This window comes from Lysobacter sp. OAE881, assembly GCF_040546665.1.
In the GTDB taxonomy this organism is placed as follows: domain Bacteria; phylum Pseudomonadota; class Gammaproteobacteria; order Xanthomonadales; family Xanthomonadaceae; genus Lysobacter_J; species Lysobacter_J soli.
The window spans coordinates 1,981,563-2,007,303 of the sequence record NZ_JBEPOG010000001.1; the positions used below are offsets into that span (position 1 = coordinate 1,981,563).

Genomic DNA, 25,741 nt, shown 5'->3' on the forward strand with positions numbered 1-25,741 from the left:
GTGTTCTTGGGGAATCATCTGTTTCTGGTCGTCATCCCCGCGAAGGCGGGGATCCATCGTTCCGACGCGTCACGCCTTGGACGGCGTGACGCGTTCACGATTCGACTCCTGCCTTCGCGGGAATGACGACACACGGTTTTGCGATCGCAGTGCCCGCACGTTGCGCGCCCGGGTCCCGGCGTTCGCCGGGATGGCCGTCCCGGCTCAGCCCTTCGGCGGATCCAGTCGCAGCAGCTTGCCGTCCGTTTCGTCGGTCAGCACGTACACCTTGCCGTCGCTGCCCACGCGCACGTCGCGGATGCGCGCGCCCACGTCCTTCAGCAGGCGCTCCTCGCCGGTGATCTTGTCGCCGTCGAGCGACAGGCGGATCAGGCTGCCGTCGGCGAGCGCGCCGAGGAACAGGCTGTCGTTCCACTTCGATGCCGGCTGCGCCGTGAGGAAGGCCATGCCCGACAGGCCGGGCGAGATTTCCCACACGTGGTACGGCTGCTCCATGCCCGGCGCTTCCTTGCCGACGGCTTCGGGGATCTTCAGGCCCGAGTAGTTGATGCCGTGGGTGATGATCGGCCAGCCGTAGTTCTTGCCCGGCTGCGGGATGTTGATTTCGTCGCCGCCCTTCGGGCCGTGCTCGGCTTCCCAGACGGTGCCGGTGCGCGGATCGGTCGCCAGCGACTGCATGTTGCGATGGCCGTAGCTCCAGATCTCCGGACGCGCGTCCTTGCGGCCCACGAACGGGTTGTCGGCCGGCACGCTGCCGTCGAGATTCAGGCGCACGAGCTTGCCCTGCAGCATGTCGAGCTTCTGGGACGTCGGGCGGTCGTTTCGCTCGCCCTGCGTAATGAACACGTGGCCCTTGCCGTCGAAGGCGATGCGCGAACCGAAGTGGTTCGGGCCGACGAGCTTGGGCTCCTGGCGATAGAACAGCTTCACGTCCGACAGCGCGCCGTCGCCGAGCGTCGCGGTCGAGACGGCCGTGCCGGCGCTGCCGTCCGGACCCGGTTCGGCATAGCTGAGGAAGATCTTCTTCGACGTGGCGAAATCCGGCGCGAGCACGACGTCGAGCAGGCCGCCCTGGCCCTCGGCCCAGACCTGCGGGACACCGGTGATCGGCGCCGACACCGCACCGTCCGCCGACACATGGCGCAGGCGGCCCGGGCGTTCGGTGACGAGGAAGCCGCCATCGGGCAGCAGCGCGACGCTCCACGGATGCTCCAGGCCGCTGGCGATCGTGGTGACGGTCACCGGACCGCTCTGGCTCGTCACCGTCTGCGTCGGCAACGCCTCGGGAGCGGCGGTCGCGGCCTTGGCCGGTGCGGCGTCCTCGCCCTGGCGCGCCTGGCAGGCGACGAGGCTCATCGAGAGGGCGAGGGCGAGCGTGGTGCAGTGCAAGGCGTGGCGCATGGGGGCAGGGCTCCTGTCCGGTCGTGCGTGGGGTGTTGCCGGTTGTGGCGTAAGTGCCGGCGCGTCGGGCTCAACGATAACCGGCCGCCTGCAACTCGAACAATTCCGCGTAGCGGCCGCCCTGCGCTAGCAGCTGTTCGTGCGTGCCGCTGGCCTCCAGGCGACCGTCGGCCAGCACGAGGATGCGATCGGCCATCCGCACGCTGCTGAAGCGATGGGAGATCAGCACCGCCGTTTTCCCGTGCGAGAGTTCCTTGAAACGCTGGAACACCTCGAATTCGGCGCGCGCGTCGAGCGCCGCCGTCGGTTCGTCGAGGATCATCACCTGCGCGTCGCGCATGTAGGCGCGGGCGATGGCGAGCTTCTGCCACTGGCCGCCGGATAGGTCCACGCCGGTCTTGAAACGCCGGCCGATCAGCTGGTCGTAGCGGTTGGGCAGGCGCTCGATCATCTCGTCGGCCATGGCGCGACGTGCGGCGTCGCGGATGCGGTCGGCGTCGTCCATCGCGTCGATACGGCCCACGCCGATGTTCTCGCCGGCGGTGAGGTGGTAGCGCACGAAGTCCTGGAAGATCACGCCGACGTTGCCGCGCAGGTCGTCCAGGTCGTAGTCGCGAAGGTCGCGGCCGTCGAGCAGGATGCGGCCCTCGTCGGGGTCGTAGAGCCGCGCGAGCAGCTTCACCAGCGTGGTCTTGCCGGCGCCGTTTTCGCCGACCAGCGCAAGCACTTCGCCGGCGCGCAGTTCGAAGTCGAGCCCACGCAGCGCCCACTTGTCGGCGTCGGGATAACGGAAGCCCACGTTCTCGAAGGTGAAGCCGCGTGCGATCGGCCGCGGGACCGCCGCCGCGTTGGCGGGCGATGCGATTTCCGGCTGGATTTCGAAGAAGGAGAACAGGTCGTCGAGATACAGCGCCTGCCCGGCGACCTGCGAGAAGCCGACGAGCAGACCTTCCAGCAACTGGCGCAGACGCAGGAAGCTGCCGGCGAGGAAGGTGAGGTCGCCGATGCTGAACTCGCCGCGCACGGTGCGCCACGCGATGTAGCCGTAGGCGACGTAGTAGCCGAGCGTGCCGAGCGCGGCCAGAAGCGCGCCCCACATCGCGCGCCGCCGCGCCAGCGCGCGGTTCGCGTGGAACAGCGCGTCGGCCAGTTCGCGATAACGGGCGATCAGGAACCGGTGGAGGTTGAAGATCTTCACCTCCTTCGCGGTGTCCACGCTGGCGCCCATCTGCTTGACGTATTCCAGCTGGCGGCGCTCGGGCGTCCAGGCGAAATTGAGCGAGTAGCCGAGCGCGTTGAAATGCGCCTCGCCGACGAACGCCGGCACCAGGGCGACCGCCAGCAACACGATAAGCCACGGCGCGTACACCAGCAGGCCCGCGGCGAAACTCACCACTGTGATCGCGTCCTGCACCTGGCCGAAGAGCTGGCTCATCAGGTTCATGCGGCCCATCGTCTGGCGGCGCGCGCGGTCGAGCTTGTCCTGCAGGTCGGGGTCTTCGAAATCCTCCAGGTCCAGCGTCGCCGCATGTTCCATCAGGCGCACGCTGGTGGCGTTGGTGAACATCTCCGACAGCAGCGCGTCGCCGTAGCTCACCAGCCGGCCGAGCAGGTCCGAACCGATGGCCAGCGCGAATTCCAGCGCGAGCAGCGAAAGCAACGTATCGAGCTGGCCGCTGTGCCACGCGCTACCGAGCGTGTCGAACCCGTTGCCCGCGGCGACCAGGCGCACGGCTTCGTCGATGATCAGCTTGCCCACGTACAGCGTGGCGACCGGCAGGAGCGCACGCACGACGCGCAGGCCGATGGTCATCAGCGAGAGCAGGGGACTGGTGGACCACACCATCCGCAGGAACGGTGGCAGGTTGCGGAGCGCATCGAAACGCTCGCGAAGGCTGGGACGAGGGGCGGGTGCGGCCGCGTGGGGATCGCTCATGCGGCGATTGTGCACCGGGGGCGTGCAGGGGCGATGTCAGTGCGTTCCAGGGCGCAAGGATTTCGCGGGTTTGAGGTGTCATCCCCGCGAAGGCGGGGATCCATCTCCACGCGACGGCACGCTGGCCGAAGGGTGATGCGTCGGACCGATGGATTCCCGCCTTCGGGGGAATGACGGCATTTCAGGCGCTGGCTTATTCAAGCCCTCGGTGTTTGGGCCCTCAGTGCTCCCGAGGCCGACGCATCGGCGCCCGACGGTTCTCGTCGTGCGCGTCGTCGTTGCTGTCGTCCCAGTTGTCGAATTCGGAACTGGAGAAGCCGCTGCCCTGCTGGTCGTAGCCGCTGCGCACGGCGTGGCCAGGCGGCCCGAACGAACGCGCGCCCTTGTCGACGTGGATGCGGTTGTGGACTTCACGGACGCCCTGCACCTCGGCGGCGAGGTTTTCCGCCAGATGCTTCATGCGACGCTCGGGCACCTCCCCCGTCAGCGTCACCGAGCCGGCCTCGACGGCGACGAGAATCTCGCTCGCATCGATCTCCTCATCGCGCGTGAGGCGTTCGATGAGGTCGTCGGCGATGCGTTCGTCCGAACGCAGGATGTTGCGCGGCCCGCGCCCGCGATGACCGCCCGTCCGCTCCGCATTAGCGCTGCTTTTTGCGTCCGGCCGCGATTCGCCGTAGCCGCCCTGGCCCGGATAGCCGAAGCCGTCGTCCTGCTTTGGCGTGCCCCAGGAGCGGTTCGTCACCGACGGCATGCCGCGGTAGAGCTCCTGTCGATGCTTGTCGTCCGGATGCCTGGCCATGATCGCTCCTGTCGTGTTCGATGGACCGATGCTGCGAAGGAGCGGGTTAGCGCGGCGGCAACGCGTCGTAATCGCTTCGTTTCATCCGGTTGCGCGTCGCGTCCGCTTCGACAGCGGCGTGGCCTTCTTCGTCGCTTTTTTCGCGACCTTCTTCACGGCTTTCTTCGTCGCCTTCTTTGCGGTCTTCTTCGCAGATTTCTTAGTCGACTTGCTGCCGGCCTTCTTCGCCGCTTTCGCCGGCCCCAGTTCGATCCACGTCGGCGCGTGGTCGCTGGGTTTTACCTGGCCACGCACCCAGCGATCCACGCCGGCCGCGCGCAGGCGCGGGAGCAGTTCGGCGTTGAGCAGCAGGTGGTCGATGCGCAGGCCGGCGTTACGTTCCCAGTGCTGGCGGAAGTAGTCCCAGAACGTGTACACGCGCTCCTCGCCGAACACGTGTCGCACCGCGTCGGTCCATCCCTGGTCGAGCAGGCGCTGGTAGCGTTCGCGGCTTTCGGGCTGCAGCAGCGCGTCCTTGCGCCAGGACTTGGGGTTGTAGATGTCCTCGTCGGTGGGCACGACGTTGTAGTCGCCGGCCATCACCACCGGCTGGCCGCTGTCGAACCAGTGCTGCGCGCGCTGGTGGAGGCGGTCCATCCACGCGAGCTTGTAGTCGAACTTCGGTCCTGGCTGCGGATTGCCGTTGGGCAGGTACAGGCAGACCACGACGATGCCGCCGACGGCCGCTTCGATGTAGCGGCTCTGCACGTCGTCCGGATCGCCCGGCAGGCCGCGGCCGATCTCCACCGGTTCGGCGTCGCGCGCGAGGATCGCCACGCCGTTCCAGGACTTCTGCCCGTGCCAGATCGCGCCGTAACCGGCCTCGGCGATGGCCTGCGCGGGGAAGGCCTCCTCGGGCGCCTTCAGTTCCTGCAGGCAGGCGACGTCGGGCTGCTCGCGGCGCAGCCACTCCAGCAGCGCGGGCAAGCGCGTGTTCACGCCGTTTATGTTGAAGGTGGCGATTTTCACGTGCGATGCCGCCGTCGATGAGGACGCGTTGCACGCTAGCCGGCCTGTCGTGAAGGCGCGGTTCCCGGCAGCCCGCATCAAACCTTGGCGGGCGAGGGCGGCTAGACTCGGCCAACGATCTTCCGGGGGATTGCCCATGCTTCGACACGCACTGCTCGCCGCGGCCGTCGCCGCCTGCCTGTCCGCTTCGCCCGTTTTCGCACAGGCGCCATCCACGACGCGCGCCGCGCCGACCGCTTCCGCCCAGTCTCCCGCAGCGAAGGCGCTGCACGCGCTGTTCGACGAGGAGTGGGAGCGCGGCATGCGCGAGAACCCGGAAGAAGCGAGCTGGCGCGGCGACAAGCGCTACAACGACCGGTGGACCGACATGAGCCTGCCGGCGATCGAGCAGCGCATGGAAGGCGATCGCAAGGCGTTACAGCGGCTGAAGGCGATCGACCGCAACGCGCTGGCCGAAGACGACCGCCTCAGCTACGACGTGTTCGCGTGGAGCCTGGAGAAGGCCGTCGAACGCCAGAAGTACCGCGAATACCTGCAGCCGATCGGCCTCAGCGGCGGCGTGCAGACCGCCGAAGGCATCGCCGAGGTACTGCCGTTCGCCACGGTGAAGGACTACCGCGACTGGCTCGCCCGCATGCGTGCGTTGCCGAAGCTGATCGAGCAGAACCAGGCCCTGCTGCGCGAAGGCGCCGCCAGCGGCAACACGCCGCCGCGCGTGCTGATGGAGCGCGTGCCGGCGCAGATCCAGTCGCAGCTGGTCGACGATCCGGCCAAGAGCCCATTCTACAAGCCGTTCGCGAAGTTCCCCGACGCCGTCGCGCCGGCCGATCGCGCCGCATTGCAGGCCGAGGCGAAGCAGGTCATCGCGAAGGACATCGTGCCGGCGTACCGCCAGTTCGCGACGTTCTTCAAGGACGACTATCTGCCCAGGACGCGCACGTCGATCGCCGCGGTCGATCTGCCCGACGGCAAGGCCTATTACGACTTCGTGGCGCGCTACTTCACCACGACGGACCTGTCGGCCGACCAGATCCACCAGATCGGCCTGAAGGAAGTCGCGCGCATCCGCGCGGAGATGGAGAAGATCAAGGCCGAAGTCGGCTTCAAGGGCACGCTGCCGGAGTTCTTCGAACACCTGCGCACCGACCCGAAGTTCTTCTACAAGACGCCGCAGGAGCTGTTCACCGCCTACCAGGCGATCTCCAAGCGCATCGATCCGGAGCTGGTGAAGGTCTTCAAGACCATTCCGCGCCTGCCGTACGGCGTGCGGCCGATCCCGGACAACATCGCGCCCGACACCACCACCGCGTATTACCAGCCCGGCGCCGTCGATGGCACGCGGGCGGGCTTCTACTACGTGAACCTCTACAAGCCGGAAGTGCGGCCGAAGTGGGAAATGATGCCGCTGTCGCTGCACGAGGCCGTGCCGGGGCACCACTTCCAGTTCGCGCGCGGCATGGAACTGCCGGACGTGCCGATGTTCCGCCGCGTCGGGTACTTCGTCGCCTACGGCGAGGGCTGGGGCCTGTACGCGGAGCGTCTGGGCTACGACATGGGGCTGTACGACGACCCGTACGACCGGATGGGCCAGCTCGCCTACGACATGTGGCGCGCCGTGCGGCTGGTCGTGGACACCGGCATGCATAGCAAGGGCTGGAGTCGCGATCAGGCCATCGCCTTCTTCATGGACAACTCGCCCAAGACCCGTCAGGACGTGGTCAACGAGATCGACCGCTACATCGGGTGGCCGGGCCAGGCGCTCGCCTACAAGATCGGCCAGCTGAAGATCTCCGAGCTGCGTGAGAAGGCCTCGAAGCAGCTGGGCCCGAAATTCGACCTGCGCGAGTTCAACGACGCCGTGCTGGAGACGGGCTCGGTCCCGCTGGAGGCGCTGGAGGCGCATATCGACGACTGGATGAGCCGGCGCGCCCGCGAACCGTAGGTTCGCGCGGCTGCGACCGCCCGGCCACGGATGGCGGGGCAGGGCTCTCCGAGGCCCGATGCGTCCCGCCAGGGACGGCGGTAGTGGCCGCCCGGGCAAGTAGCCGCCCGTTTGCCTTCAACCCTTTGATCCGCCATACTTTCCGGCTCCCACGGCCCCGGCCGGCGGGAGACCTTGCTCCACCGCGCCCAGTTCGGGTGCCGGGGGGCTGATCCGGACGTGGGAACGCCCGCGGCCATCATCCACAAGGAATCACACAATGCGTCATTACGAAGTCGTGTTCCTGGTCCATCCGGACCAGAGCGAGCAGGTGCCGGCCATGGTCGAGCGCTACAAGGGCCTGATCGAAGGCGGCGAAGGCAAGATCCACCGTCTGGAAGACTGGGGTCGTCGCCAGCTGGCCTACCCGATCGAGAACCTGGTCAAGGCCCACTACGTGCTGCTCAACATCGAGTGCACCCAGAACGTCCTGAACGAGCTGGTCGACGGTTTCCGTTTCAACGACGCCGTCCTGCGCCACCTGGTGATCAAGCGCGACGAAGCCGACACCGAGCAGTCGCTGATCATGAAGTACAAGGACGAGAAGGGCGACAAGCCCGAGCGTGGCGAGCGTCGCCGCCGTGACGAGGAAGGCGTCGGCACGGCCGACGAGTCTTCCGACGACAACGCCGAAGCCGCCTGATCACGCCCTAGGAGCACACACTCATGTCCAAGTTCTTCCGTCGCCGCAAGTTCTGCAAGTTCACCGCCGAGGGTGTGAAGGAGATCGACTACAAGGATCTCAACACCCTGCGCCAGTACCTCACCGAGACCGGCAAGATCGTGCCGAGCCGCGTGACCGGTACCAAGTCGAAGTACCAGCGCCAGCTGGCAACGGCCGTCAAGCGCGCCCGTTTCCTGGCCCTGATCCCGTACACCGACAACCACAACGCCTAAGGCGACGTCGTTTCCTCCCGCGAGGGAGGAAACACCTTGTCCCCCTCTCCCGCGTGCGGGAGAGGGCAGGGGTGAGGGAAAGACGCCGCGGTCTTCGGACAGCGCAACCCGCTGCGGGCCCCCGGCTCGCTAACGAATACGGAGCAACACCATGCAACTGATCCTCCTGCAGAACGTGCAGAACCTCGGCAAGCTCGGCGACAAGGTCAACGTCAAGCCGGGCTTCGGCCGCAACTACCTGATCCCGTACGGCAAGGCCGCCCCGGCGACCGCCGCCAACCTGGCCGAGTTCGAAGCGCGCCGCGCCGAGTACGAAGCCAAGGCCAAGGCCGCCCTGGAAGGCGCCGAAGGCCGCAAGGCCGCGCTGGAAGGCGTCGAGGTGACCATCACCGCGAACGCCTCGACCGAAGGCAAGCTGTACGGCTCGATCACGCCGCGCGACATCGCCGATGCGCTGACCAAGCACGGCCACAAGGTCGAGAAGTCGGAAGTCGTGCTGGGCGAAGGCCCGCTGCGTCGCACCGGCGAGTACGAAATCGTCGTGCACCTGCACGCCGACATCGAAGCCACCGTCAAGGTCATCGTGGTCGGCGAAGTCGCCTGATCGCGGTCACCGCGCGAGCTTGAAGGAAAGGGCGCCTCCGGGCGCCCTTTCTTTTTGCGTCGAACTTCCGCGTAGGAAGGGTGGCAGGCGTTTTCGGATTAATCCGATAGGGCGTCGGGATAGTGCGTGACACAGTCGCGGCACTTCTCCCGATATCGCCGCCGCCATGGACCAGCGCCTCGACCTTCCCGCGCTCGACCCGTCGCTCGAGCTCACCCTGGCTTCGTTGCAGGACTGCACGCTCCCGTCGGCGCCGCTCTCCTTCGCCGACCTCATCGCCGCCAGCCTTCGCGACGCCTGCGAAGCCGACGCCGACACGGTATTCCCGATCATCGCCCGCCTGATCGACCAGCACATCGCCGGTGCGCTGCAGCCGCGGCGCATCGGCCGCTGGCGAGACGAGGCGCTGGACGACCTGCTGTCGGTCATCTCGCCCGGGATGCGCAGCCGCGCCGGAATTGCGACCGTCGGCTGACGTCGATCCAACCGCCCGTCGCGTGGCGGGCGTCGCACCTGCTGCGACAAGGCCGTGGCTCCATGCCCGGCATGAGTATCCACGCGATATCCACAGACTTATCTGCAACGCCCCGACACGTTCCGCGTCTACGATGCCCGACCCGCGATAACGACACGGCCGGCGCGACGGCGCACGGAAAAGGTGACTGAGGGCATGAGCGCACGACCTGGTTTTCGCAGGGAAAAACGGTTCGAGACGCGCAACGAGCAGCGCATGGACCAGTTGCGCGTGCCGCCCCAGTCGATCGAAGCCGAACAGGCCGTGCTCGGCGGCCTCATGCTCGCGCCTGATTCCTGGGACCGCATCGCCGACCAGCTCAGCGATCAGGATTTCTATCGCCGGGATCACCAGCTGATCTTCCGCGCCATCAGCGAACTGGCCGAGAAGAACCGGCCGTTCGACGCCGTCACGCTCGGCGAATGGTTCGAATCGCAGGGCCTGAGCGAGCAGGTCGCCGGTGGCGCGTACCTGATCGAACTGGCGACCAACACGCCATCCGCCGCCAACATCGCCGCCTACGCCGAGATCGTCCGCGACAAGGCGATCCTGCGCCAGCTCATCGACGTGGGCACCGGCATCGTCAACGACGGCTTCCAGCCGGACGGTCGCGACTCGGCCGAAATCCTCGAGGAAGCCGAGCGCCAGGTGCTGGCGATCGCGCAGGCCAACACCAACGGAAAGACCGACTTCACGCCGGTCACCAAGGCGTTGTCTGAAGCCTTCGACACGCTGCAGACGCGCTACACCAACGGCAGCGGCGTGACCGGCCTGTCGACCGGCTACACCGAGCTGGACATGATGACGGCCGGCCTGCAGAAGACCGACCTGATCATCCTTGCCGCGCGTCCCGCGATGGGCAAGACGACGCTCGCGCTGAACATGGCCGAGACCGCCGCCTTCCGCAGCAAGCTGCCGGTGGCGGTGTTCTCGATGGAAATGTCGGCCTCGCAGCTGGCGATGCGCCTGATCTCCTCGGTCGGCCGCGTCAACGCGCAGCGCCTGCGTACCGGCCAGCTGGAAGACGAGGACTGGAGCCGCGTTACCGGCGCGATCCGCCAGCTGCGCGAAGTGAAGATCTTCATCGACGACGAGCCCGGCCTGTCGCCGGTGAAACTGTCGGCCAAGGCACGCCGCCTCAAGCGCGAACACGGCCTGGGGCTGATCGTCATCGACTACCTGCAGCTGATGTCGGTGCCGGGCAACAGCGAGAACCGCGCGACGGAAATCTCCGAGATCTCGCGTTCGCTCAAGGGCCTGGCGAAGGAACTGCAGGTGCCGGTGATCGCGCTGTCCCAGCTCAACCGCTCGCTGGAAACACGTACCGACAAGCGCCCGGTGATGGCCGACCTTCGCGAATCGGGCGCCATCGAGCAGGACGCGGACATGATCATGTTCATTTACCGCGACGACTACTACAACAAGGAGAATTCGCCGGACAAGGGACTGGCCGAAGTCATCATCGGCAAGCAGCGTTCGGGCCCGACCGGCTCGATCAAGCTCAAGTTCTTCGGCGAGTACACGCGTTTCGACAACCTGTCGCACGATTCGGTCGGCAGCTTCGAATAACTCCTGCCGCGCCGCATCGACGTCGATCTAACGCGCGCAGCGGTAACGTCCGCTGCGATGGAACGGGTACGCGTGGAATCGGAAGCCATGACGAGCGTCGGCTACGACGCCGACCGGCGCGTGCTCGAGGTCGAGTTCACCAGCGGCGAAATCTACCGCTACTTCGACGTTCCGCCGCATCTGCACGCCGGCCTCATGGCCGCCGATTCTCACGGGCAGTTTTTCGCGGAACACATCCGCAACGCGGGCTTCGACTACGAACACGTGGACGAAGATGAAGCCCTGCGAACGCGCAGGCGGTGAACCGGCGCGGATTGACGCCCCCGTAACGGCGTCCGGCGCAGCGTGAATGCGGTCGCCATAGGAGAGCCGTCATGCGTCGTTCCCCTGTCTCCCGCATCCTCATCGCGTCGGTCGCTGCCTTCGCGCTCGCCGGGCCCGCGATGGCATGGCAGTCGGGCAGTTCGTCCACGAAGGGCAAGCACTGCTACGACGTGGAAGTGCAGAAGCCCAAGGAAGTGAAGGACGAGCACAAGATCACCGGCACCGTCGCCGGCGGTCTCGTCGGCGGCCTGCTGGGCAACCAGGTCGGCGGCGGCAGCGGCAAGAAGATCGCCACGGCGGCAGGCGCCGTCGGCGGTGCGTTCGCGGGCCGCAAGATCCAGGACAACCAGCAGAAGAAGACCGAGACGGTGATCGAGCGGCGGTGCGATTGAGGCGCCGTGAATCGAGGCCCGAGCATCATCGTTCCAGCCCTCACCCCAACCCCTCTCCCGCATGCGGGAGAGGGGCTCGAGCCGAGTTGAGCAGCTCCGTCCCTCGCTAGAATGCGAGTCCGAGCCCCCGCACCGGACACGCAGTGCACTCCACGCCTGGCATGCCTCCCGCCGTGAGCGAGCGTCCGACTCGCATCACGGTCGATCTCGATAACCTTTCGCACAACCTCCGCGCCATCCGCGCGCACGTCGGCGTGCCCGTCATGGGCATCGTGAAGGCGAACGCCTACGGCCACGGGCTGGTGCCGGTGGCGTTGCATCTGCAGGCGCAGGGCGTGGAGCAACTGGGCGTCGCGTTCGTCGAGGAAGGCATCGCGCTGCGCCGCGCCGGCATCACCGCGCCGGTGCTGGTGCTCGGCGGCATCTTCGGTCCGCAGGTGGCCCAGTTCATCGCGCACGACCTGGAGATCACCGTGTCCTCGCTCGACAAGCTGCGGCAGGTGGAAGCCGCCGCCGAGGCGATGGGCCGCAACGCCGTGATCCACCTGAAGATCGACACCGGCATGGAGCGCATCGGCGTCCACAGCTATTCGTCGAAATCGTTCGTCGAAGCAGCGGTGGCGTCGAAGTGGTGCGTGCTGAAGGGCATCTATTCGCACCTGGCGTGCTCGGACGACCCGTCGTCGGACATGACGGGCAAGCAGGTCGAGCGCTTCCATGACGCCTGCGCGCACATCGAACGCCTGGGCGCGCCGATGCCGCTGCGGCATCTGGCCAATTCGGGCGGCGTGCTGCATTTCCCGGAGACGTGGTTGGACATGGTCCGCCCCGGCATCGTGCTGTACGGCGTGCTGCCCGATCCCGCCTCGCAACGCACCATCGACGTGAAGCCGGCGATGTCGCTGCGCTCGCAGGTCGTGTACTTCAAGGTGGTGAAGGCGGGCAATCCGGTGAGCTATGGCGCGACGTGGCGGTCCGACCACGACACGCGCGTGGTAACGGTACCGATCGGCTACGGCGACGGCTTCCCGCGTTCGCTGTCGTCGCGCGGCTCGGTGCTGATCCGCGGGCACCGGTATCCCATCGTCGGGCGCGTGTGCATGGACCAGTTCATGGTCGACATCGGCGGCGACAGCGCGTTCAACGAGGACGACGTCGTGCTGATCGGCGAGCAGGGCGGGGACGCGATCCGCGCCGAGGACGTCGCGACGCTCGCCGGCACGATTCCCTACGAGATCCTGGTCGGCCTCAACGACCGCATTCCGCGCGAATACCGCGGCGGCTGACCCAGGCGCATCGACGCGCCGTTGCGCGCCTTGGGCATACTTGCGGAACGATTCCGTTCCATTGTCCCGGGTGGCCGATGTCCGCTGGCGAATCCAACGCGCTTGCGCTGGTGTGGTTCCGCAACGACCTGCGCCTGGACGACAACCCGGCGCTGCAGGCGGCGCTCGACAACGGCTACGTGCCGATCCCGGTCTACATCCACGCGCCCGATGAAGGCGGCGACTGGACGCCAGGTGGGGCCTCGGACGCGTGGCGCCACCGTTCGTTGGCCGCGCTCGACGCCGCGCTGCGCAAGCGCGGCTCGCACCTGCGCCATTTCTTCGGGCCGAGCCTGGCGACGCTGCAGTCGCTGATCGCCACCACCGGTGCCGAAGCGGTCTTCTGGAACCGCCGATACGAGCCGGCCTACGAACGCCGCGACGCGAACATCAAGACCACGCTGCGCCAGCAGGGCGTCCGCGTGGAGAGCTTCAATGCTGCGCTGCTGTTCGAACCTTGGACGGTGCGGAACAAGCAGGGCCTGCCGTTCAAGGTGTTCACGCCGTACTGGAAGACGCTGCTGGCGCAGTGGCAGCTCGGCCTGTGCATCGATGCGCCGCAGCACCTGCCCGACAGCGACGAAGGGCCTGCGGGCGTCCCGCTGGAGGCGCTCAAGCTCGCACCAAAGCTCGGCTGGGATCGCACCTTCTGGGACGAATGGACGCCCGGCGAGGCGGGCGCGTACGCGGCGCTGGACGCCTTCGTCGACGGCGCGCTGCGCGGGTATCGCGACCAGCGCGACCGGCCCGACCGCATCGGCACGTCGCGCCTTTCGCCGCACCTGCATTTCGGCGAGATCGCGCCGTGGCGCGTGGCGTCGGTGCTGGAACGCGAACGCACGGCCGCCAACGGCGCGGACATCGATTCGTTCCTACGGGAACTGGGATGGCGCGAGTTCGCGCATCACCTGCTGCATCACTTCCCGGAAACGCCGGATCGCAATTTCGACGAGCGCTTCAATGACTTCGCGTGGTCGAAGCTGTCGCAGGCGCAGCTGGCCGACTGGCAGCAGGGACGTACCGGCGTGCCGATCGTCGATGCCGGCATGCGCGAGCTATGGCACACCGGGTGGATGCACAACCGCGTGCGCATGATCGTCGCGAGCTTCCTGACCAAGCACCTGCGCTACCACTGGCGCCACGGAGCGCGCTGGTTCTGGGACACGCTGGTCGATGCGGACCTCGCGAACAACACGCTCGGCTGGCAGTGGGTCGCCGGCACGGGGGCGGATGCGGCGCCGTACTTCCGCGTGTTCAATCCCGTGCTGCAGGCGACGAAGTTCGATCCCGACGGGCGCTATATCGCGCGCTGGGTGCCGGAGCTCGCCGGGTTGCCGGTACCGCTGCGCTTCTCGCCCTGGCAGGACCCGCAGGCCCTGCGCCGTGTGGCGCCCGACTATCCGCCGCAGCCGCTGGTCGACATGGGCGCCGGGCGCGATTCGGCGCTGGCGGCGTACCGCAAGCTGCGCGGCTGAGCCGCGTTGACGCTGCTCGCGAGGGCGTGATTCACTCGGCCCGTCACGCACGGGAGAGCCGACGGCCATGGCGACACGGACTGGAGCACGCCGGCGCGGTCGCCGCGAACCGATGTCGCGGGTCGACACGGCGTGGCTGCGCATGGAGCGGCCGACCAACCCGATGATGATCACCGGCGTGCTGATGTTCGCCGAACCGATGTCGCTGGAACGCCTCAAGCGCGTGGTCAAGCAGCGCTTCCTTTCCTATCGGCGATTCCGCCAGAAGGCCGTGGTCATGCCGGCCGGCGCGCAGTGGGAAAACGACCTGAACTTCAACCTCGACTGGCACGTGCAGCACGCCGCCTTGCCCGGTCGAGCCGACAAGCGCGCGCTGGAGCGCTTCGTCAGCCAGCTTGCGTCCTCGCCGCTAAGCCACGATCGACCGCTGTGGCAGTTCCACCTGGTCGAACGTTTCGACGGCGGCGGCTCGGCGCTGGTCGCTCGCATCCACCACAGCTACGCCGATGGCATCGCGCTGGTGCAGGTGCTGTTGTCGCTGACCGACACGCAACCCGACGAGGGAGACGGAAGCGAACTGCCGCGCACCTGGCTCAAGAAGGAGCACGCGGGCGTCGCGCGTCGTGTCGGCGCCGTCGATCGTTACGTGCAGCTGGGCAGCAAGGTCGTGGAGAAGGGACTGGAGATGTACCGCGACCCCTCGCTCGCCGCGGTGCTGGCGAAGGAGGGCGGGGAGATCGCGCGCGAACTGCTGCACGCGTTGTCGCTGTCCGATGACCCGCCGTCGATGCTGCGCGGGCGCCTCGGCACCAGCAAGCGCGTCGCATGGGCCGAACCGCTGGACCTGGAGGAAGTGAAGGCCGTCGGCCGCGCCTGCGACTGCACCGTCAACGACGTGCTGATGGCGACCGCCGCTGGCGCGCTGCGCAGCTACATGATCGAGCGCGGCGACCACGTCGACGGACTCACGCTACGTGCGACGGTACCGGTGAACCTGCGGCCGCTCGAACATGCGCGCAAGCTCGGGAATCACTTCGGCCTGGTGTTCCTCGATCTTCCGGTCGGCGACGACAATCCGATCCGGCGCCTGGAACGCGTCGCCCAGTGCATGGAAGACCTGAAGCGCTCGCGTCAGGCCATCGTCGCCTATGGCTTGCTTGCCGCACTCGGCATGGCGCCCGCGTCGGTGCAGGGATTGGCGCTGGAACTGTTCAGTCGCAAGGCGACCGCCGTGGCGACCAACGTGCCCGGTCCGCAACAGCCGCTGTACCTGGCCGGCTGCATGCTGCGCGAGATGATGTTCTGGGTGCCGCAGACCGGTTCGATCGGCATCGGCATCTCGATCCTCAGCTACAACGGCCGCGTGCACTTCGGATTGATCTCCGATGGTCGCCTGATCCCCGATCCCGATGCGGTGATCCGCCGCTTCGGGGCGGAGTTCGACAAACTGCTGTACCTGGCGCTGATGGGAAACTGGGACGTGCGCCTCGATGCGGATGCGGCACGGGCGCTGATCCCTGCCGCCGACTGAACATCGGACTGGACGATCACTTGCGCGAGACGTGAACGCGGTTAGCTTGTGCGCGTTCATCGATCTCCCGGCTTAAAAGCCAGTCTTCCAGCAAGGACCACTCCATGAAGAATTTCGTCAAGGCCGCGTGTGTGGCCGTCGTCACCACCGCGCTGCTCGCCGGTTGCGCCACCGGCGGCGGCAACTACTACGGCCAGCCGTATCCGCAGCAGCAGCAACCGCAGCAGCAGGGCCAGCAGCAGGGCATGAGCAAGACGGGCAAGGGCGCGATCATCGGCGCGCTGGCCGGCGTCGCCGCGGGCCTGCTCAGTGGCGATGATGCGACCGAACGTCGCCAGCGCGCGCTCGTTGGCGCGGGCGTCGGTGGCCTTGCCGGTGCGGCCATCGGCAACTATCAGGACCGCCAGGAAGCCGCGCTGCGCCAGCAGACCGCCGGCACCGGCGTGGACGTCGTCCGCCAGGGCAACAACATCACGCTCAACATGCCCAGCGGCATCACCTTCGACTTCGACAAGTCGAACCTGAAGCCCGAGTTTTACCCGGTGCTCGACAACGTCGCGCGCACGCTGCAGGAGTACAACCAGACGGTGATCGAAGTCGCCGGCCACACCGACAGCGTCGGCAGCGATGCCTACAACCAGAAGCTGTCCGAGCAACGCGCCAACACCGTGTCGAGCTACCTGCAGAGCCGCGGCCTCAACCGCGAGCGCTTCATCGTCGTCGGCGCCGGCAAGAGCCGTCCGATCGCCAGCAACGACACCGAAGCCGGCCGCGCGCAGAACCGCCGCGTCGAGATCACGCTGGTGCCGATCGAGTCCTGATCGCCACCACGGCATGCACGAAGAAACGGGCCGCCCATGCGGCCCGTTTCTTTTTTCCGGCGACGGATCCAGCTCGGCACGCAATGCAGTTCGACACCGGGCGCGATTCAGACGCAAACAAAAAGGCCCGCTTGCGCGGGCCTTGTCCGTACCGGTCGCGAGGACGCGATCAGTCGTGGTGCATGCCGTGCAGGTCCTGCAGCGAACCCTTGCGCGAACCGAAGTAGGCAGCGAGGTCGGCGATCTGCTGGTCGGTCAGGTCCTTCGCCTGGCTCGACATCAGCGGATGGTCGCGGTCGCCGTCGCGATACGCCTGCAGCGAGTGCGCGATGTAGTCGTAGTACTGGCCGGCGAGCTTCGGGTAGGTCTCGTCGATCGGCGCGTTGCCTTCGGCGCCGTGGCAGTCGAAGCACGACTGGCCCGTGGCCTTGCCCTTGGTCTGCGCCAGCTTCTCGCCCGCGGCGATGTGGCCGGCCGGCAGGCCCGCGGACGACGAGGTGTGGCCTTCGGCGCGATCGGCGGCCGAATGCTCGGCCGGCGTGTCGCCACCGGAGCAGCCGGCGAGCGCGATGGAGGCGAGCAGGGCGATGGCGAGGAACTTGTTGGTCAAGGCCGGGTTCGTCATGGATCTGCTCACTTCACGGTCGAAAGGAAGGCGGCGATGTCGGCGATGTCCTGGTCCGAGAAGCTCTGCGCCTGGGCCTGCATCGTCGGGTGCTTGCGCGTGCCCTTCTTGTATTCGGTCAACGCGTTGGTCAGGTAGACCTCCGACTGCCCGCCGATGCGCGGCACGTGGTAGTTCGGATACGCATTCTTGTAGCCGGTGACGCCGTGGCAGCCCTGGCAGGTGTAGGTGAGCTGTTTGCCGCGGGCGGCATCGCCCTTGAGCTGGGCAGGAGCCGTCGGAGCCGGTGCCGTCGGGGTCGCGGCTGCAGGAGCAGCGGCCGGGGCGGCGGGAGCCTGGGCGTCCTGTGCCGACGCGCTGAATGCGGTGGCGGTCAGCAGGAAGCAGGCGGCGATCATCAGCGGTCGCATCATGTCGTAGTCCGCAATCTCGAATGGCTAGCGAAAGGTTCTAGTGCTGGCTGCGTGGCACCTCCCCATTAAGGCGGCCGCGCAAGAGTCGGCAAGTATAGCCATGGTTCGGATTGCAACGAAGCCGCCCCTTTTTGCATCGATGGTTCTTGCGTACCGGCGTCGCGCTTTTCGAGCGTGTTCGAACGACGTGGCTCCAGTCACCATGACCTTCGGCGGATGGAAGGTGACTGGGGCGGTGATATACCTACATACAACACCGGCACAAGCACCGGTCTCAGCCACCTTGGGGTCCAATTCATGCGTCACTTCACCCGAAATCGCAGCCGTGGTTTTGCCCGCGCCGCTGTCGTCCTGTTGCCGTGCCTGTTGCTGCTGAGCGCCTGCAAGGGCGGGGGCGAGGGCGAGGCCCAGGCCAAGGCCGGGGAAGACAAGAAGGGCCCTGAAGCCGTGCCGGTCGAGGTCGCCAAGGCCTCCCGCCGCGCCGTCGCCGCCAGCTACACCGGCACCGCGCCGCTGGAACCGGTGGCCGAGTCGCAGGTGGTCGCCAAGACCTCGGGCGTCGCGCTCAACGTGATGGTCGAAGAGGGCCAGCCGGTCCGCGCAGGCCAGACGCTGGTCCGCCTTGATTCCGCCCGTTCGCAGCTGCAGGCCGCCCAGACCGGCGCCGCGATGCGCAAGCTGGAGGCGAACTACAACCGCGCCCGGCAGATGGCTGACCAGAAACTGCTCAGCGCCAACGACAACGACCAGCTGCGCTACGACCTGGAAAATGCGCGCGCCGCCAATCGCCTGGCCAATCTCGAGCTTTCGTACGCGAACGTCGAGGCGCCGATTTCCGGCGTGATCGCCTCGCGTTCGATCAAGACCGGCAACTTCGTCCAGATCAACACGCCGATCTTCCGCATCGTCGACACCTCGCGACTTGAAGCCACGCTCAACGTGCCCGAGCGCGAACTGGTGACGCTCAAGGCCGGCCTGCCGGTCGCGCTCGTCGTCGACGCGCTGCCGGGCAAGACGTTCCAGGGCACGGTGGATCGCGTGTCGCCGGTCGTGGACTCGGGCAGCGGCACCTTCCGTGTGGTCTGCGCGTTCAAGGGTGACGGCATCCTGCAGCCGGGCATGTTCGGCCGCATCAAGATCGACTACGACCAGCGCGCCGATGCGCTCGTCGTGCCGCGCGTGGCGTTGCTGGAAGACGACGGCGACCCGGCGGTGTTCGTCGTCACCGGCGACAAGACCAAGCGCGTGCCGGTCAAGCTGGGCTACATGGACGGCTCGTGGGCCGAAGTGCGCGACGGCGTGAAGGAAGGCGAGCAGGTCGTCGTCGCCGGCAAGACCGCGCTGCGTGACGGTTCGGTCGTGCAGGTGCTGGGCCAGCCGCAGGCGAAGAAGGAAGTCGCTTCCGTCGCCAAACCCGAAACCAAGCGTTAATCGCGGAGAACCCACGTGACGCAACACGCGCACACGCCCGGTTTCAACCTGGTGGAGTTCTCCACGCGCCGCCGTGTGACGGTGGCGATGGTGACCCTCACCTTCGTCCTCTTCGGCCTGATCGCGCTGGGCGACCTCAAGGTCAACCTGCTGCCGGATCTGAGCTATCCCACGCTGACGGTCCGCACCGAATACACCGGTGCGGCGCCGTCGGAAATCGAAACCCTGATCAGCGAGCCGGTGGAAGAAGCCGTCGGCGTGGTCAAGGGGCTGCGAAAGCTGAAGTCGGTCTCGCGCACGGGCCAGAGCGATGTCGTGCTCGAATTCGCCTGGGGCACCGACATGGACCAGGCCAGCCTGGAAGTCCGCGACAAGATGGAAGTGCTGCAACTTCCGCTTGAAGCCAAGGCCCCGGTGCTGTTGCGCTTCAATCCGTCGACCGAACCGATCCTCCGCATCGCGCTGTCGCCCAAGACCGACGCGTCGAGCGACACCGAGGCCATGCGCCAGCTCACTGCGCTGCGCCGGTATGCCGACGACGACCTGAAGAAGAAGCTCGAGCCCGTCGAAGGCGTGGCCGCGGTGAAGGTCGGCGGCGGCCTGGAAGACGAAATCCAGGTCGACATCGACCAGCAGAAGATCGCGCAGCTGAACCTGCCGATCGACACCGTCATCCAGCGCCTGCAGCAGGAAAACATCAACATTTCGGGCGGCCGTCTTGAAGAGGGCTCGCAGCGTTACCTCGTGCGCACGGTGAACCAGTTCGCCAGCGTGCCGGAAATGCGCGAGATGCTGGTCACCACGCAGAGCGGCGGCGACAGTGCGGCGGCTTCGGCGGCGGCGCAGATGGCGGCGATCGCGGCGCAGACCGGTTCGGCCGAAGCGATGGCGGCGGCGGCCTCGGTGCAGAGCGCCAACTCCGGTGGCGGCGCGACCGTCGCCGGCGGCATGCCGGTGCGCCTGAAGGACATCGCCGACGTGCGGCAGGGCTTCAAGGAACGCGAGGCGATCATCCGCCTGGCGGGCAAGGAAGCGGTCGAACTGGCGATCTACAAGGAAGGCGACGCGAACACGGTCGCCACGGCCGACGCGATCCAGAAGCGCCTGGACGAACTCAAGCAGCAAGTGCCGCCGGACGTCGAACTGACGACGATCGACGACCAGTCGCAGTTCATCCGCCACGCGATCTCCGACGTCAAGAAGGACGCGGTGATCGGCGGCGCGCTCGCGGTGCTGATCATCTTCCTGTTCCTGCGCGATGGCTGGAGCACGTTCGTCATCAGCCTGTCGCTGCCGGTGTCGATCATCGCGACGTTCTTCTTCATGGGCCAGATGGGCCTGAGCCTCAACGTGATGTCGCTGGGCGGCCTGGCGCTCGCGACCGGCCTGGTGGTGGACGACTCGATCGTCGTGCTGGAAAGCATCGCGAAAGCACGCGAGCGAGGGCTCGGCGTGCTCGAAGCGGCCATCGCCGGCACGCGCGAGGTGAGCATGGCCGTGGTCGCGTCCACGCTGACGACGATCGCCGTGTTCCTGCCGCTGGTGTTCGTGCAGGGCATCGCGGGCCAGCTGTTCCGCGACCAGGCGCTGACCGTGGCGCTCGCCATCGGCATCTCGCTGATCGTCTCGATGACGCTGATCCCGATGTTGAGCGCGCTCAAGGGCCGCCCGCCGATGGCCTTCCCGGAAGAAGCGCCGCATCCGCGCTGGGAGCCGAAGACGAAGCTCGGCATGCCGCTGGCGTACACCAAGCGCGGCATCGGCTGGACCTTGCGCTCGTTCTTCTTCGGCATCGCCTGGCTGATCGTGCGTGCATGGCGTGGCCTGGTCGCCGTGGTCGGTCCGGTCATGCGCAAGCTCAGCGATCTGGCCATGGCGCCCTACGCCCGTGCCGAACGCGGCTACCTGAAGCTGCTGCCGAACGCGTTGAACCGTCCGGTTCTGGTGCTCGGTTCGGCGGCGGTGGCCTTCGCGCTGACGCTGCTCGCCGTGCCGCTGCTGGGTGCTGACCTGATCCCGCAGCTGGCGCAGGACCGCTTCGAGATGACCGTGAAGCTTCCGCCCGGTACGCCGTTGCGCGAGACCGACGCCCTGGTGCGCGAGCTGCAGCTCAAGCACGCGAAGGACGACGGCATCCGCGCGCTGTACGGCGTGAGCGGTAGCGGCACGCGACTGGACGCCAACCCGACCGAGAGCGGCGAGAACATCGGCAAGCTCACCGTCGTGATGGAAAACGGCGGCAGCAAGGAAGTCGAGGCGCGCGAGACCGAAGCCCTGCGCGAAACGATGACGGCGCATCCCGGTGCGCAGGTCGACTTCGCCCGTCCGGAGCTCTTCAGCTTCTCCACGCCGCTGGAAATCGAGCTGCGCGGGCAGGACCTGGAAAGCATCCAGCAGGCCGGCCAGCGCATGGCCAAGCTGCTGCGCGCCAATCCGCACTACGCCGACGTGAAGTCGACGGTGGAAGAGGGCTTCCCGGAAATCCAGATCCGCTTCGACCAGGATCGCGCCGGTGCGCTCGGCCTGACCACTCGCCAGATCGCCGACGTCGTGGTGAAGAAGGTGCGCGGCGACGTCGCCACGCGTTACAGCTTCCGCGATCGCAAGATCGACGTGCTGGTGCGCGCACGCGAAACCGATCGCGCGTCGGTCGACAGCATCCGTCGCCTGATCGTGAACCCGGGCAGCAACCGTCCGGTCACGCTGGACTCGGTCGCCGACGTGGTCGCCACGACCGGTCCGAGCGAGATCCACCGCGCCGACCAGGTGCGCGTGGCGATCGTCTCGGCGAACCTGCGCGACATCGACCTCGGCACGGCCGTTCGCGAAGTGCAGGACATGGTCTCGAAGGAGCCGCTCGGCGCCGGCGTGAGCATGCACATCGGCGGCCAGGGCGAAGAACTCGCCGAATCGGTCAATGCGCTGCTGTTCGCCTTCGGTCTCGCGGTGTTCCTGGTGTACCTGGTGATGGCCTCGCAGTTCGAATCGCTGCTGCATCCGTTCGTCATCCTGTTCACCATCCCGCTGGCGCTGGTCGGTGCGGTGCTCGCGCTGCTGCTCACCAATTCGCCGGTGTCGGTGGTGGTCTTCATCGGCCTGATCCTGCTGGTCGGCCTGGTGGTGAAGAACGCGATCATCCTGGTCGACAAGGTCAACCAGTTGCGCGAGGCGGGTGTCGCCAAGCGCGAGGCGCTGGTGGAAGGCGCGCGTTCGCGACTGCGGCCGATCATCATGACCACGACCTGCACGCTGTTCGGCTTCCTGCCGCTGGCGGTGGCCGTGGGCGAGGGCGCGGAAGTGCGGTCGCCGATGGCGATCACGGTGATCGGCGGCCTGCTGGTCTCCACGCTGCTGACGCTGGTGGTGATCCCGGTGGTGTACGACCTGCTGGATCGTCGCGCGGACGACTACTACGTCAACCGCGCCAAGCGCACGCACGGGGCGGTCGCCGCGGGCGAAGGCGCCGGCGGCCACGCCGAGCCGGTCTGAGGAGCGCGCGCGATGAGTATTGCCGAGCTCAGCATCAAGCGGCCCGTCACGGCGATCATGTTCTTCGTGTCGCTGTTCGTGATCGGCCTCATCGCGGCGATCCGCCTGCCGCTTGAGGCCTTTCCCGAAGTCTCGCCGCCTTTCATCTTCGTGCAGTTGCCCTACACCGGCTCCACCCCCGAGGAGGTGGAGCGCACGCTGCTGCGTCCGGTGGAGGAAGCGCTGTCGACGATGACCGGCATCAAGCGCATGGACGCGAACGCGCGTGCCGACGGCGCCGAGATCTTCATGCAGTTCTCCGACTGGAACCGCGATGTGGCCATCGCGGCGTCGGAGGCGCGCGAACGCATCGACGCGATCCGCGACGACCTGCCCGACGACCTGCAGCGCTTCAACGTCTTCAAGTTCTCCACGACGGACGAGCCCGTCCTGCGCGTGCGACTGGCCAGCAAGAGCGACCTGACCGGCTCGTACGACATGATCGAGCGCGAGTTCAAGCGCCGCATCGAGCGCATCCCGGGCGTGGCGCGCGTGGACGTGACCGGCGCGGCGCCGAACGAGGTGGAGATCGCGATCGATCCCGATCGCCTCACCGCGCACAACCTCAGCCTCAACGATCTCAACGAGCGGCTGAAGGCGGTGAACTTCTCGATCTCCGCCGGCCAGATCGACGACGGCGGCCGCCGGTTGCGCGTGCAGCCGGTGGGCGAGATCGTCGATTTGCAACAGTTGCGCGACCTGGTGATCAACAACACGGGCGTGCGGCTGGGCGACATCGCGCAGGTGCGGCTGAAGCCGCAGCGCATGAACTACGGGCGTCGCCTCGACGGCCGTCCGGCGATCGGCCTGGACATCTTCAAGGAACGCAACGCGAACCTCGTGGATGTCTCCAGCAAGGCGCTGGCGGAAGTGGAGGCGATCCGCAAGCAGCCCGAGCTGTCCGACATCCGCATCATCATCATCGACAACCAGGGCGACAACGTCACCAAGTCGCTGCTCGAACTGGCCGAAGCCGGCGCGATCGGCCTGGTGCTGTCGATCGCGGTGCTGTTCTTCTTCCTGCGCCACTGGCCGTCGACGCTGATGGTGACGCTGGCCATCCCGATCTGTTTCGTGATGACGCTGGGCTTCATGTACTTCGCCGGCGTCACGCTCAACATCCTGTCGATGATGGGTCTGCTGCTGGCGGTCGGCATGCTGGTGGACAACGCGGTCGTGGTGGTGGAGAGCATCTACCAGGAGCGCGAACGCATGCCCGACCAGCCGGTGCTCGCGTCGATCCTGGGCACCAAGCACGTGGCCATCGCGCTGTCGGCGGGCACGCTGTGCCACTGCATCGTGTTCCTGCCGAACCTGTTCGGCGAGCGCAACTTCCTGTCGATCTACCTGTCGCAGATCGCCATCACGATCTCGGTCTCGCTGCTGGCTTCGTGGTTGGTCGCGGTGAGCCTGATCCCGATGATCTCCGCACGCCTGAAGACGCCCCCGGCGGTGCGCTCCGACCGCGGCATCATCCCGCGCATGCAGAAGCGTTACGCCACCTTCCTGCGCTGGACGCTGGAACACCGCGGCAAGGCGGTGCTCGGCATCCTGATGATCATCGCGGTCAGCATCGTGCCGTTCCAGCTCACCAAGAAGAACATGTTCGGCGGCGATGACGGCACCGAGACGAACATCTTCTACCAGTGGAAGGGCGCGTACACGAAGGAGCAGATGTCCGACGAGATCCTCAAGATCGAGAAGTTCCTGGACGCGAACCGCAAGAAGTACAACATCACCCAGATCTACTCGTACTACAGCGAGCAGGGCTGGGGCGGAACGCGCATCACCTTCGACACCAAGAAGATCAGCGAGTCAAAGGGCATCGTCGAACAGCTCCGCAAGGACCTGCCGAAGTCGGCACGCGCCAACATCGGCATCGGCAACCAGGGCGGTGGCGGCGGCGGTGGCGGCGGCCCGGGCCAGAACGTGCAGGTGCAGCTGGTGGGCGATTCGACCGAAACGCTGGTCGAACGGGCCAACGACATCGTGCCCATCCTCGCCAAGCGCAAGGAACTGCGCGACGTGCGCGTGGACATCGGCGACCAGAACAGCGAGCTGTCGGTGCGCGTGGATCGCGAACGTGCGGCATCGTTCGGCTTCAGCGCGCAGGAGGTGGCCAGCTTCGTCGGCCTCGCACTGCGCGGCGCGCCGCTGCGCGAGTTCCGCCGCGGCGACACCGAAGTGCCGGTGTGGGTGCGTTTTGCGGGGGCTGAAGACTTCGGCATGAAGGACGTCGCCAGTTTCACGGTGCGCGCGCCCGACGGCCGCACCGTGCCGCTGCTGGCGATGGTCGACGTGGCGGTGAAGCCGTCCGCGACGCAGATCCAGCGCGCGAACCGGCAGACGACGGTGGCGATCCAGGCCAACCTCGGCGACAAGATCACCGTGCCCGAAGCGCGTACGGCAATGGAGGACGTGCTGAAGGCGGTCGCATTCCCGGCCGGCTACAACTACACCTTCGAGTCGGGCGCGTTCGAGGACGAAGCCGAGGCGAACAAGCAAATGATGTTCAACCTGCTGATCGCGCTGATCATGATCTACGTGGTGATGGCGGCGGTGTTCGAATCGCTGCTGTTCCCCTCGGCGATCATGACCGGCGTGCTGTTCTCGGTCTTCGGCGTGTTCTGGCTGTTCTGGCTGACCGGCACCGAGTTCAACATCATGGCCTTCATCGGCATCCTGGTGCTGATGGGCGTGGTGGTGAACAACGGCATCGTGATGATCGAGCACATCAACAACCTGCGTCGTCGCGGCTTCTCGCGCACCGATGCACTGGTGGAAGGCAGCAAGGAGCGACTGCGCCCGATCCTGATGACGATGGGTACGGCGATCCTGGCGATGGTGCCGATCTCGCTGACGCAGACGCAGATCGGCGGCGACGGCCCGCCGTATTACCCGATGGCCCGCGCGATCGCCGGCGGCCTGGCGTTCTCCACCGTTGTCAGCCTGCTGTTCCTGCCGACCATCTACGCGATGCTCGATGACCTGCGCAACAGCACCTCGCGCATGATCCGCCGGGCACGCGGCAAGCAGGTGGAAGGGCCGATGGGTGGGGCGACGATCACGGCGATCAAGGTCGATTGATCCCGACCTGACGGCGGCGCAACGAAAAAGGCCGGAGCATTCGTGCTCCGGCCTTTTTGTTTCGCGACGTCCGCGGT

The 25,741-nt window shown here is 66.9% G+C and carries 21 protein-coding genes; 15 read left to right on the forward strand and 6 right to left on the reverse strand.

What is annotated here, in order from left to right; genetic code table 11:
- Positions 1-204: 204 nt before the first annotated feature.
- From ABIE51_RS09195 to xth, 4 genes are all read right to left on the reverse strand, one after another.
- Entirely contained in the window at positions 205-1,401 is a 1,197-nt protein-coding gene (locus ABIE51_RS09195; protein WP_192630488.1) for a PQQ-dependent sugar dehydrogenase, read from the reverse strand.
- 70 nt (positions 1,402-1,471) lie between these two features.
- Complete coding sequence (locus ABIE51_RS09200; protein WP_192630489.1) at positions 1,472-3,337, reverse strand: ABC transporter ATP-binding protein; 1,866 nt, start codon at positions 3,335-3,337, stop codon at positions 1,472-1,474.
- Positions 3,338-3,557: 220 nt separating this feature from the next.
- Positions 3,558-4,139 (reverse strand): BON domain-containing protein, encoded by a 582-nt coding sequence (locus ABIE51_RS09205; RefSeq protein ID WP_192630490.1) that lies wholly within the window; start codon positions 4,137-4,139, stop codon positions 3,558-3,560.
- An 81-nt stretch (positions 4,140-4,220) separates the two neighbouring features.
- Entirely contained in the window at positions 4,221-5,147 is a 927-nt protein-coding gene (gene xth, locus ABIE51_RS09210) for an exodeoxyribonuclease III (RefSeq protein ID WP_354503901.1), read from the reverse strand.
- A gap of 136 nt (positions 5,148-5,283) precedes the next feature.
- On the opposite strand from xth, the gene ABIE51_RS09215 reads away from it, so the two are divergent.
- The 12 genes from ABIE51_RS09215 (at position 5,284) to ABIE51_RS09270 (ending at position 16,580) form a co-directional block, all read left to right on the forward strand.
- Positions 5,284-7,089 (forward strand): DUF885 domain-containing protein, encoded by a 1,806-nt coding sequence (locus ABIE51_RS09215; RefSeq protein WP_192630492.1) that lies wholly within the window; start codon positions 5,284-5,286, stop codon positions 7,087-7,089.
- 259 nt (positions 7,090-7,348) lie between these two features.
- The gene (rpsF, locus tag ABIE51_RS09220) at positions 7,349-7,771 is read left to right on the forward strand and encodes a 30S ribosomal protein S6 (RefSeq protein WP_115840535.1); all 423 of its coding nucleotides are present in this window, start codon (positions 7,349-7,351) and stop codon (positions 7,769-7,771) included.
- 23 nt (positions 7,772-7,794) lie between these two features.
- On the forward strand, positions 7,795-8,025 hold the full coding sequence (rpsR, locus tag ABIE51_RS09225) for a 30S ribosomal protein S18 (protein ID WP_031372470.1): 231 nt from the start codon (positions 7,795-7,797) through the stop codon (positions 8,023-8,025).
- 151 nt (positions 8,026-8,176) lie between these two features.
- Complete coding sequence (gene rplI, locus ABIE51_RS09230; protein WP_115840534.1) at positions 8,177-8,629, forward strand: 50S ribosomal protein L9; 453 nt, start codon at positions 8,177-8,179, stop codon at positions 8,627-8,629.
- A gap of 166 nt (positions 8,630-8,795) precedes the next feature.
- The gene (locus tag ABIE51_RS09235; RefSeq protein ID WP_115840533.1) at positions 8,796-9,104 is read left to right on the forward strand and encodes a hypothetical protein; all 309 of its coding nucleotides are present in this window, start codon (positions 8,796-8,798) and stop codon (positions 9,102-9,104) included.
- Between the two features lie 195 nt (positions 9,105-9,299).
- Complete coding sequence (locus ABIE51_RS09240; protein WP_115840532.1) at positions 9,300-10,712, forward strand: replicative DNA helicase; 1,413 nt, start codon at positions 9,300-9,302, stop codon at positions 10,710-10,712.
- A 72-nt stretch (positions 10,713-10,784) separates the two neighbouring features.
- Positions 10,785-11,015 (forward strand): KTSC domain-containing protein, encoded by a 231-nt coding sequence (locus tag ABIE51_RS09245; RefSeq protein ID WP_354503903.1) that lies wholly within the window; start codon positions 10,785-10,787, stop codon positions 11,013-11,015.
- A gap of 71 nt (positions 11,016-11,086) precedes the next feature.
- Complete coding sequence (locus ABIE51_RS09250; protein WP_192630494.1) at positions 11,087-11,428, forward strand: glycine zipper 2TM domain-containing protein; 342 nt, start codon at positions 11,087-11,089, stop codon at positions 11,426-11,428.
- A gap of 173 nt (positions 11,429-11,601) precedes the next feature.
- Complete coding sequence (alr, locus tag ABIE51_RS09255; RefSeq protein WP_192630495.1) at positions 11,602-12,714, forward strand: alanine racemase; 1,113 nt, start codon at positions 11,602-11,604, stop codon at positions 12,712-12,714.
- Between the two features lie 77 nt (positions 12,715-12,791).
- On the forward strand, positions 12,792-14,228 hold the full coding sequence (locus ABIE51_RS09260) for a cryptochrome/photolyase family protein (protein ID WP_192630496.1): 1,437 nt from the start codon (positions 12,792-12,794) through the stop codon (positions 14,226-14,228).
- Positions 14,229-14,340: 112 nt separating this feature from the next.
- Positions 14,341-15,759, forward strand: coding sequence for a WS/DGAT/MGAT family O-acyltransferase (locus ABIE51_RS09265; RefSeq protein ID WP_354503906.1), 1,419 nt, complete (start codon positions 14,341-14,343; stop codon positions 15,757-15,759).
- Positions 15,760-15,863: 104 nt separating this feature from the next.
- Positions 15,864-16,580, forward strand: coding sequence for a YiaD family glycine zipper/OmpA-like lipoprotein (locus ABIE51_RS09270; protein ID WP_157029975.1), 717 nt, complete (start codon positions 15,864-15,866; stop codon positions 16,578-16,580).
- A gap of 169 nt (positions 16,581-16,749) precedes the next feature.
- Here ABIE51_RS09270 and ABIE51_RS09275 read toward each other — a convergent pair whose 3' ends face one another.
- Both ABIE51_RS09275 and ABIE51_RS09280 read right to left on the reverse strand, forming a co-directional pair.
- Positions 16,750-17,205, reverse strand: coding sequence for a c-type cytochrome (locus ABIE51_RS09275; RefSeq protein WP_115840525.1), 456 nt, complete (start codon positions 17,203-17,205; stop codon positions 16,750-16,752).
- Between the two features lie 8 nt (positions 17,206-17,213).
- Entirely contained in the window at positions 17,214-17,615 is a 402-nt protein-coding gene (locus tag ABIE51_RS09280; protein WP_115840993.1) for a c-type cytochrome, read from the reverse strand.
- A 300-nt stretch (positions 17,616-17,915) separates the two neighbouring features.
- Between ABIE51_RS09280 and ABIE51_RS09285 the strand changes: the two genes are divergently transcribed.
- From ABIE51_RS09285 to ABIE51_RS09295, 3 genes are read left to right on the forward strand one after another with little or no spacing between them, the layout of a single operon-like run.
- Entirely contained in the window at positions 17,916-19,049 is a 1,134-nt protein-coding gene (locus ABIE51_RS09285; protein ID WP_115840524.1) for an efflux RND transporter periplasmic adaptor subunit, read from the forward strand.
- 15 nt (positions 19,050-19,064) lie between these two features.
- The gene (locus tag ABIE51_RS09290; protein WP_354503909.1) at positions 19,065-22,538 is read left to right on the forward strand and encodes an efflux RND transporter permease subunit; all 3,474 of its coding nucleotides are present in this window, start codon (positions 19,065-19,067) and stop codon (positions 22,536-22,538) included.
- Between the two features lie 12 nt (positions 22,539-22,550).
- Complete coding sequence (locus ABIE51_RS09295; protein ID WP_192630498.1) at positions 22,551-25,664, forward strand: efflux RND transporter permease subunit; 3,114 nt, start codon at positions 22,551-22,553, stop codon at positions 25,662-25,664.
- Positions 25,665-25,741: the final 77 nt, after the last annotated feature.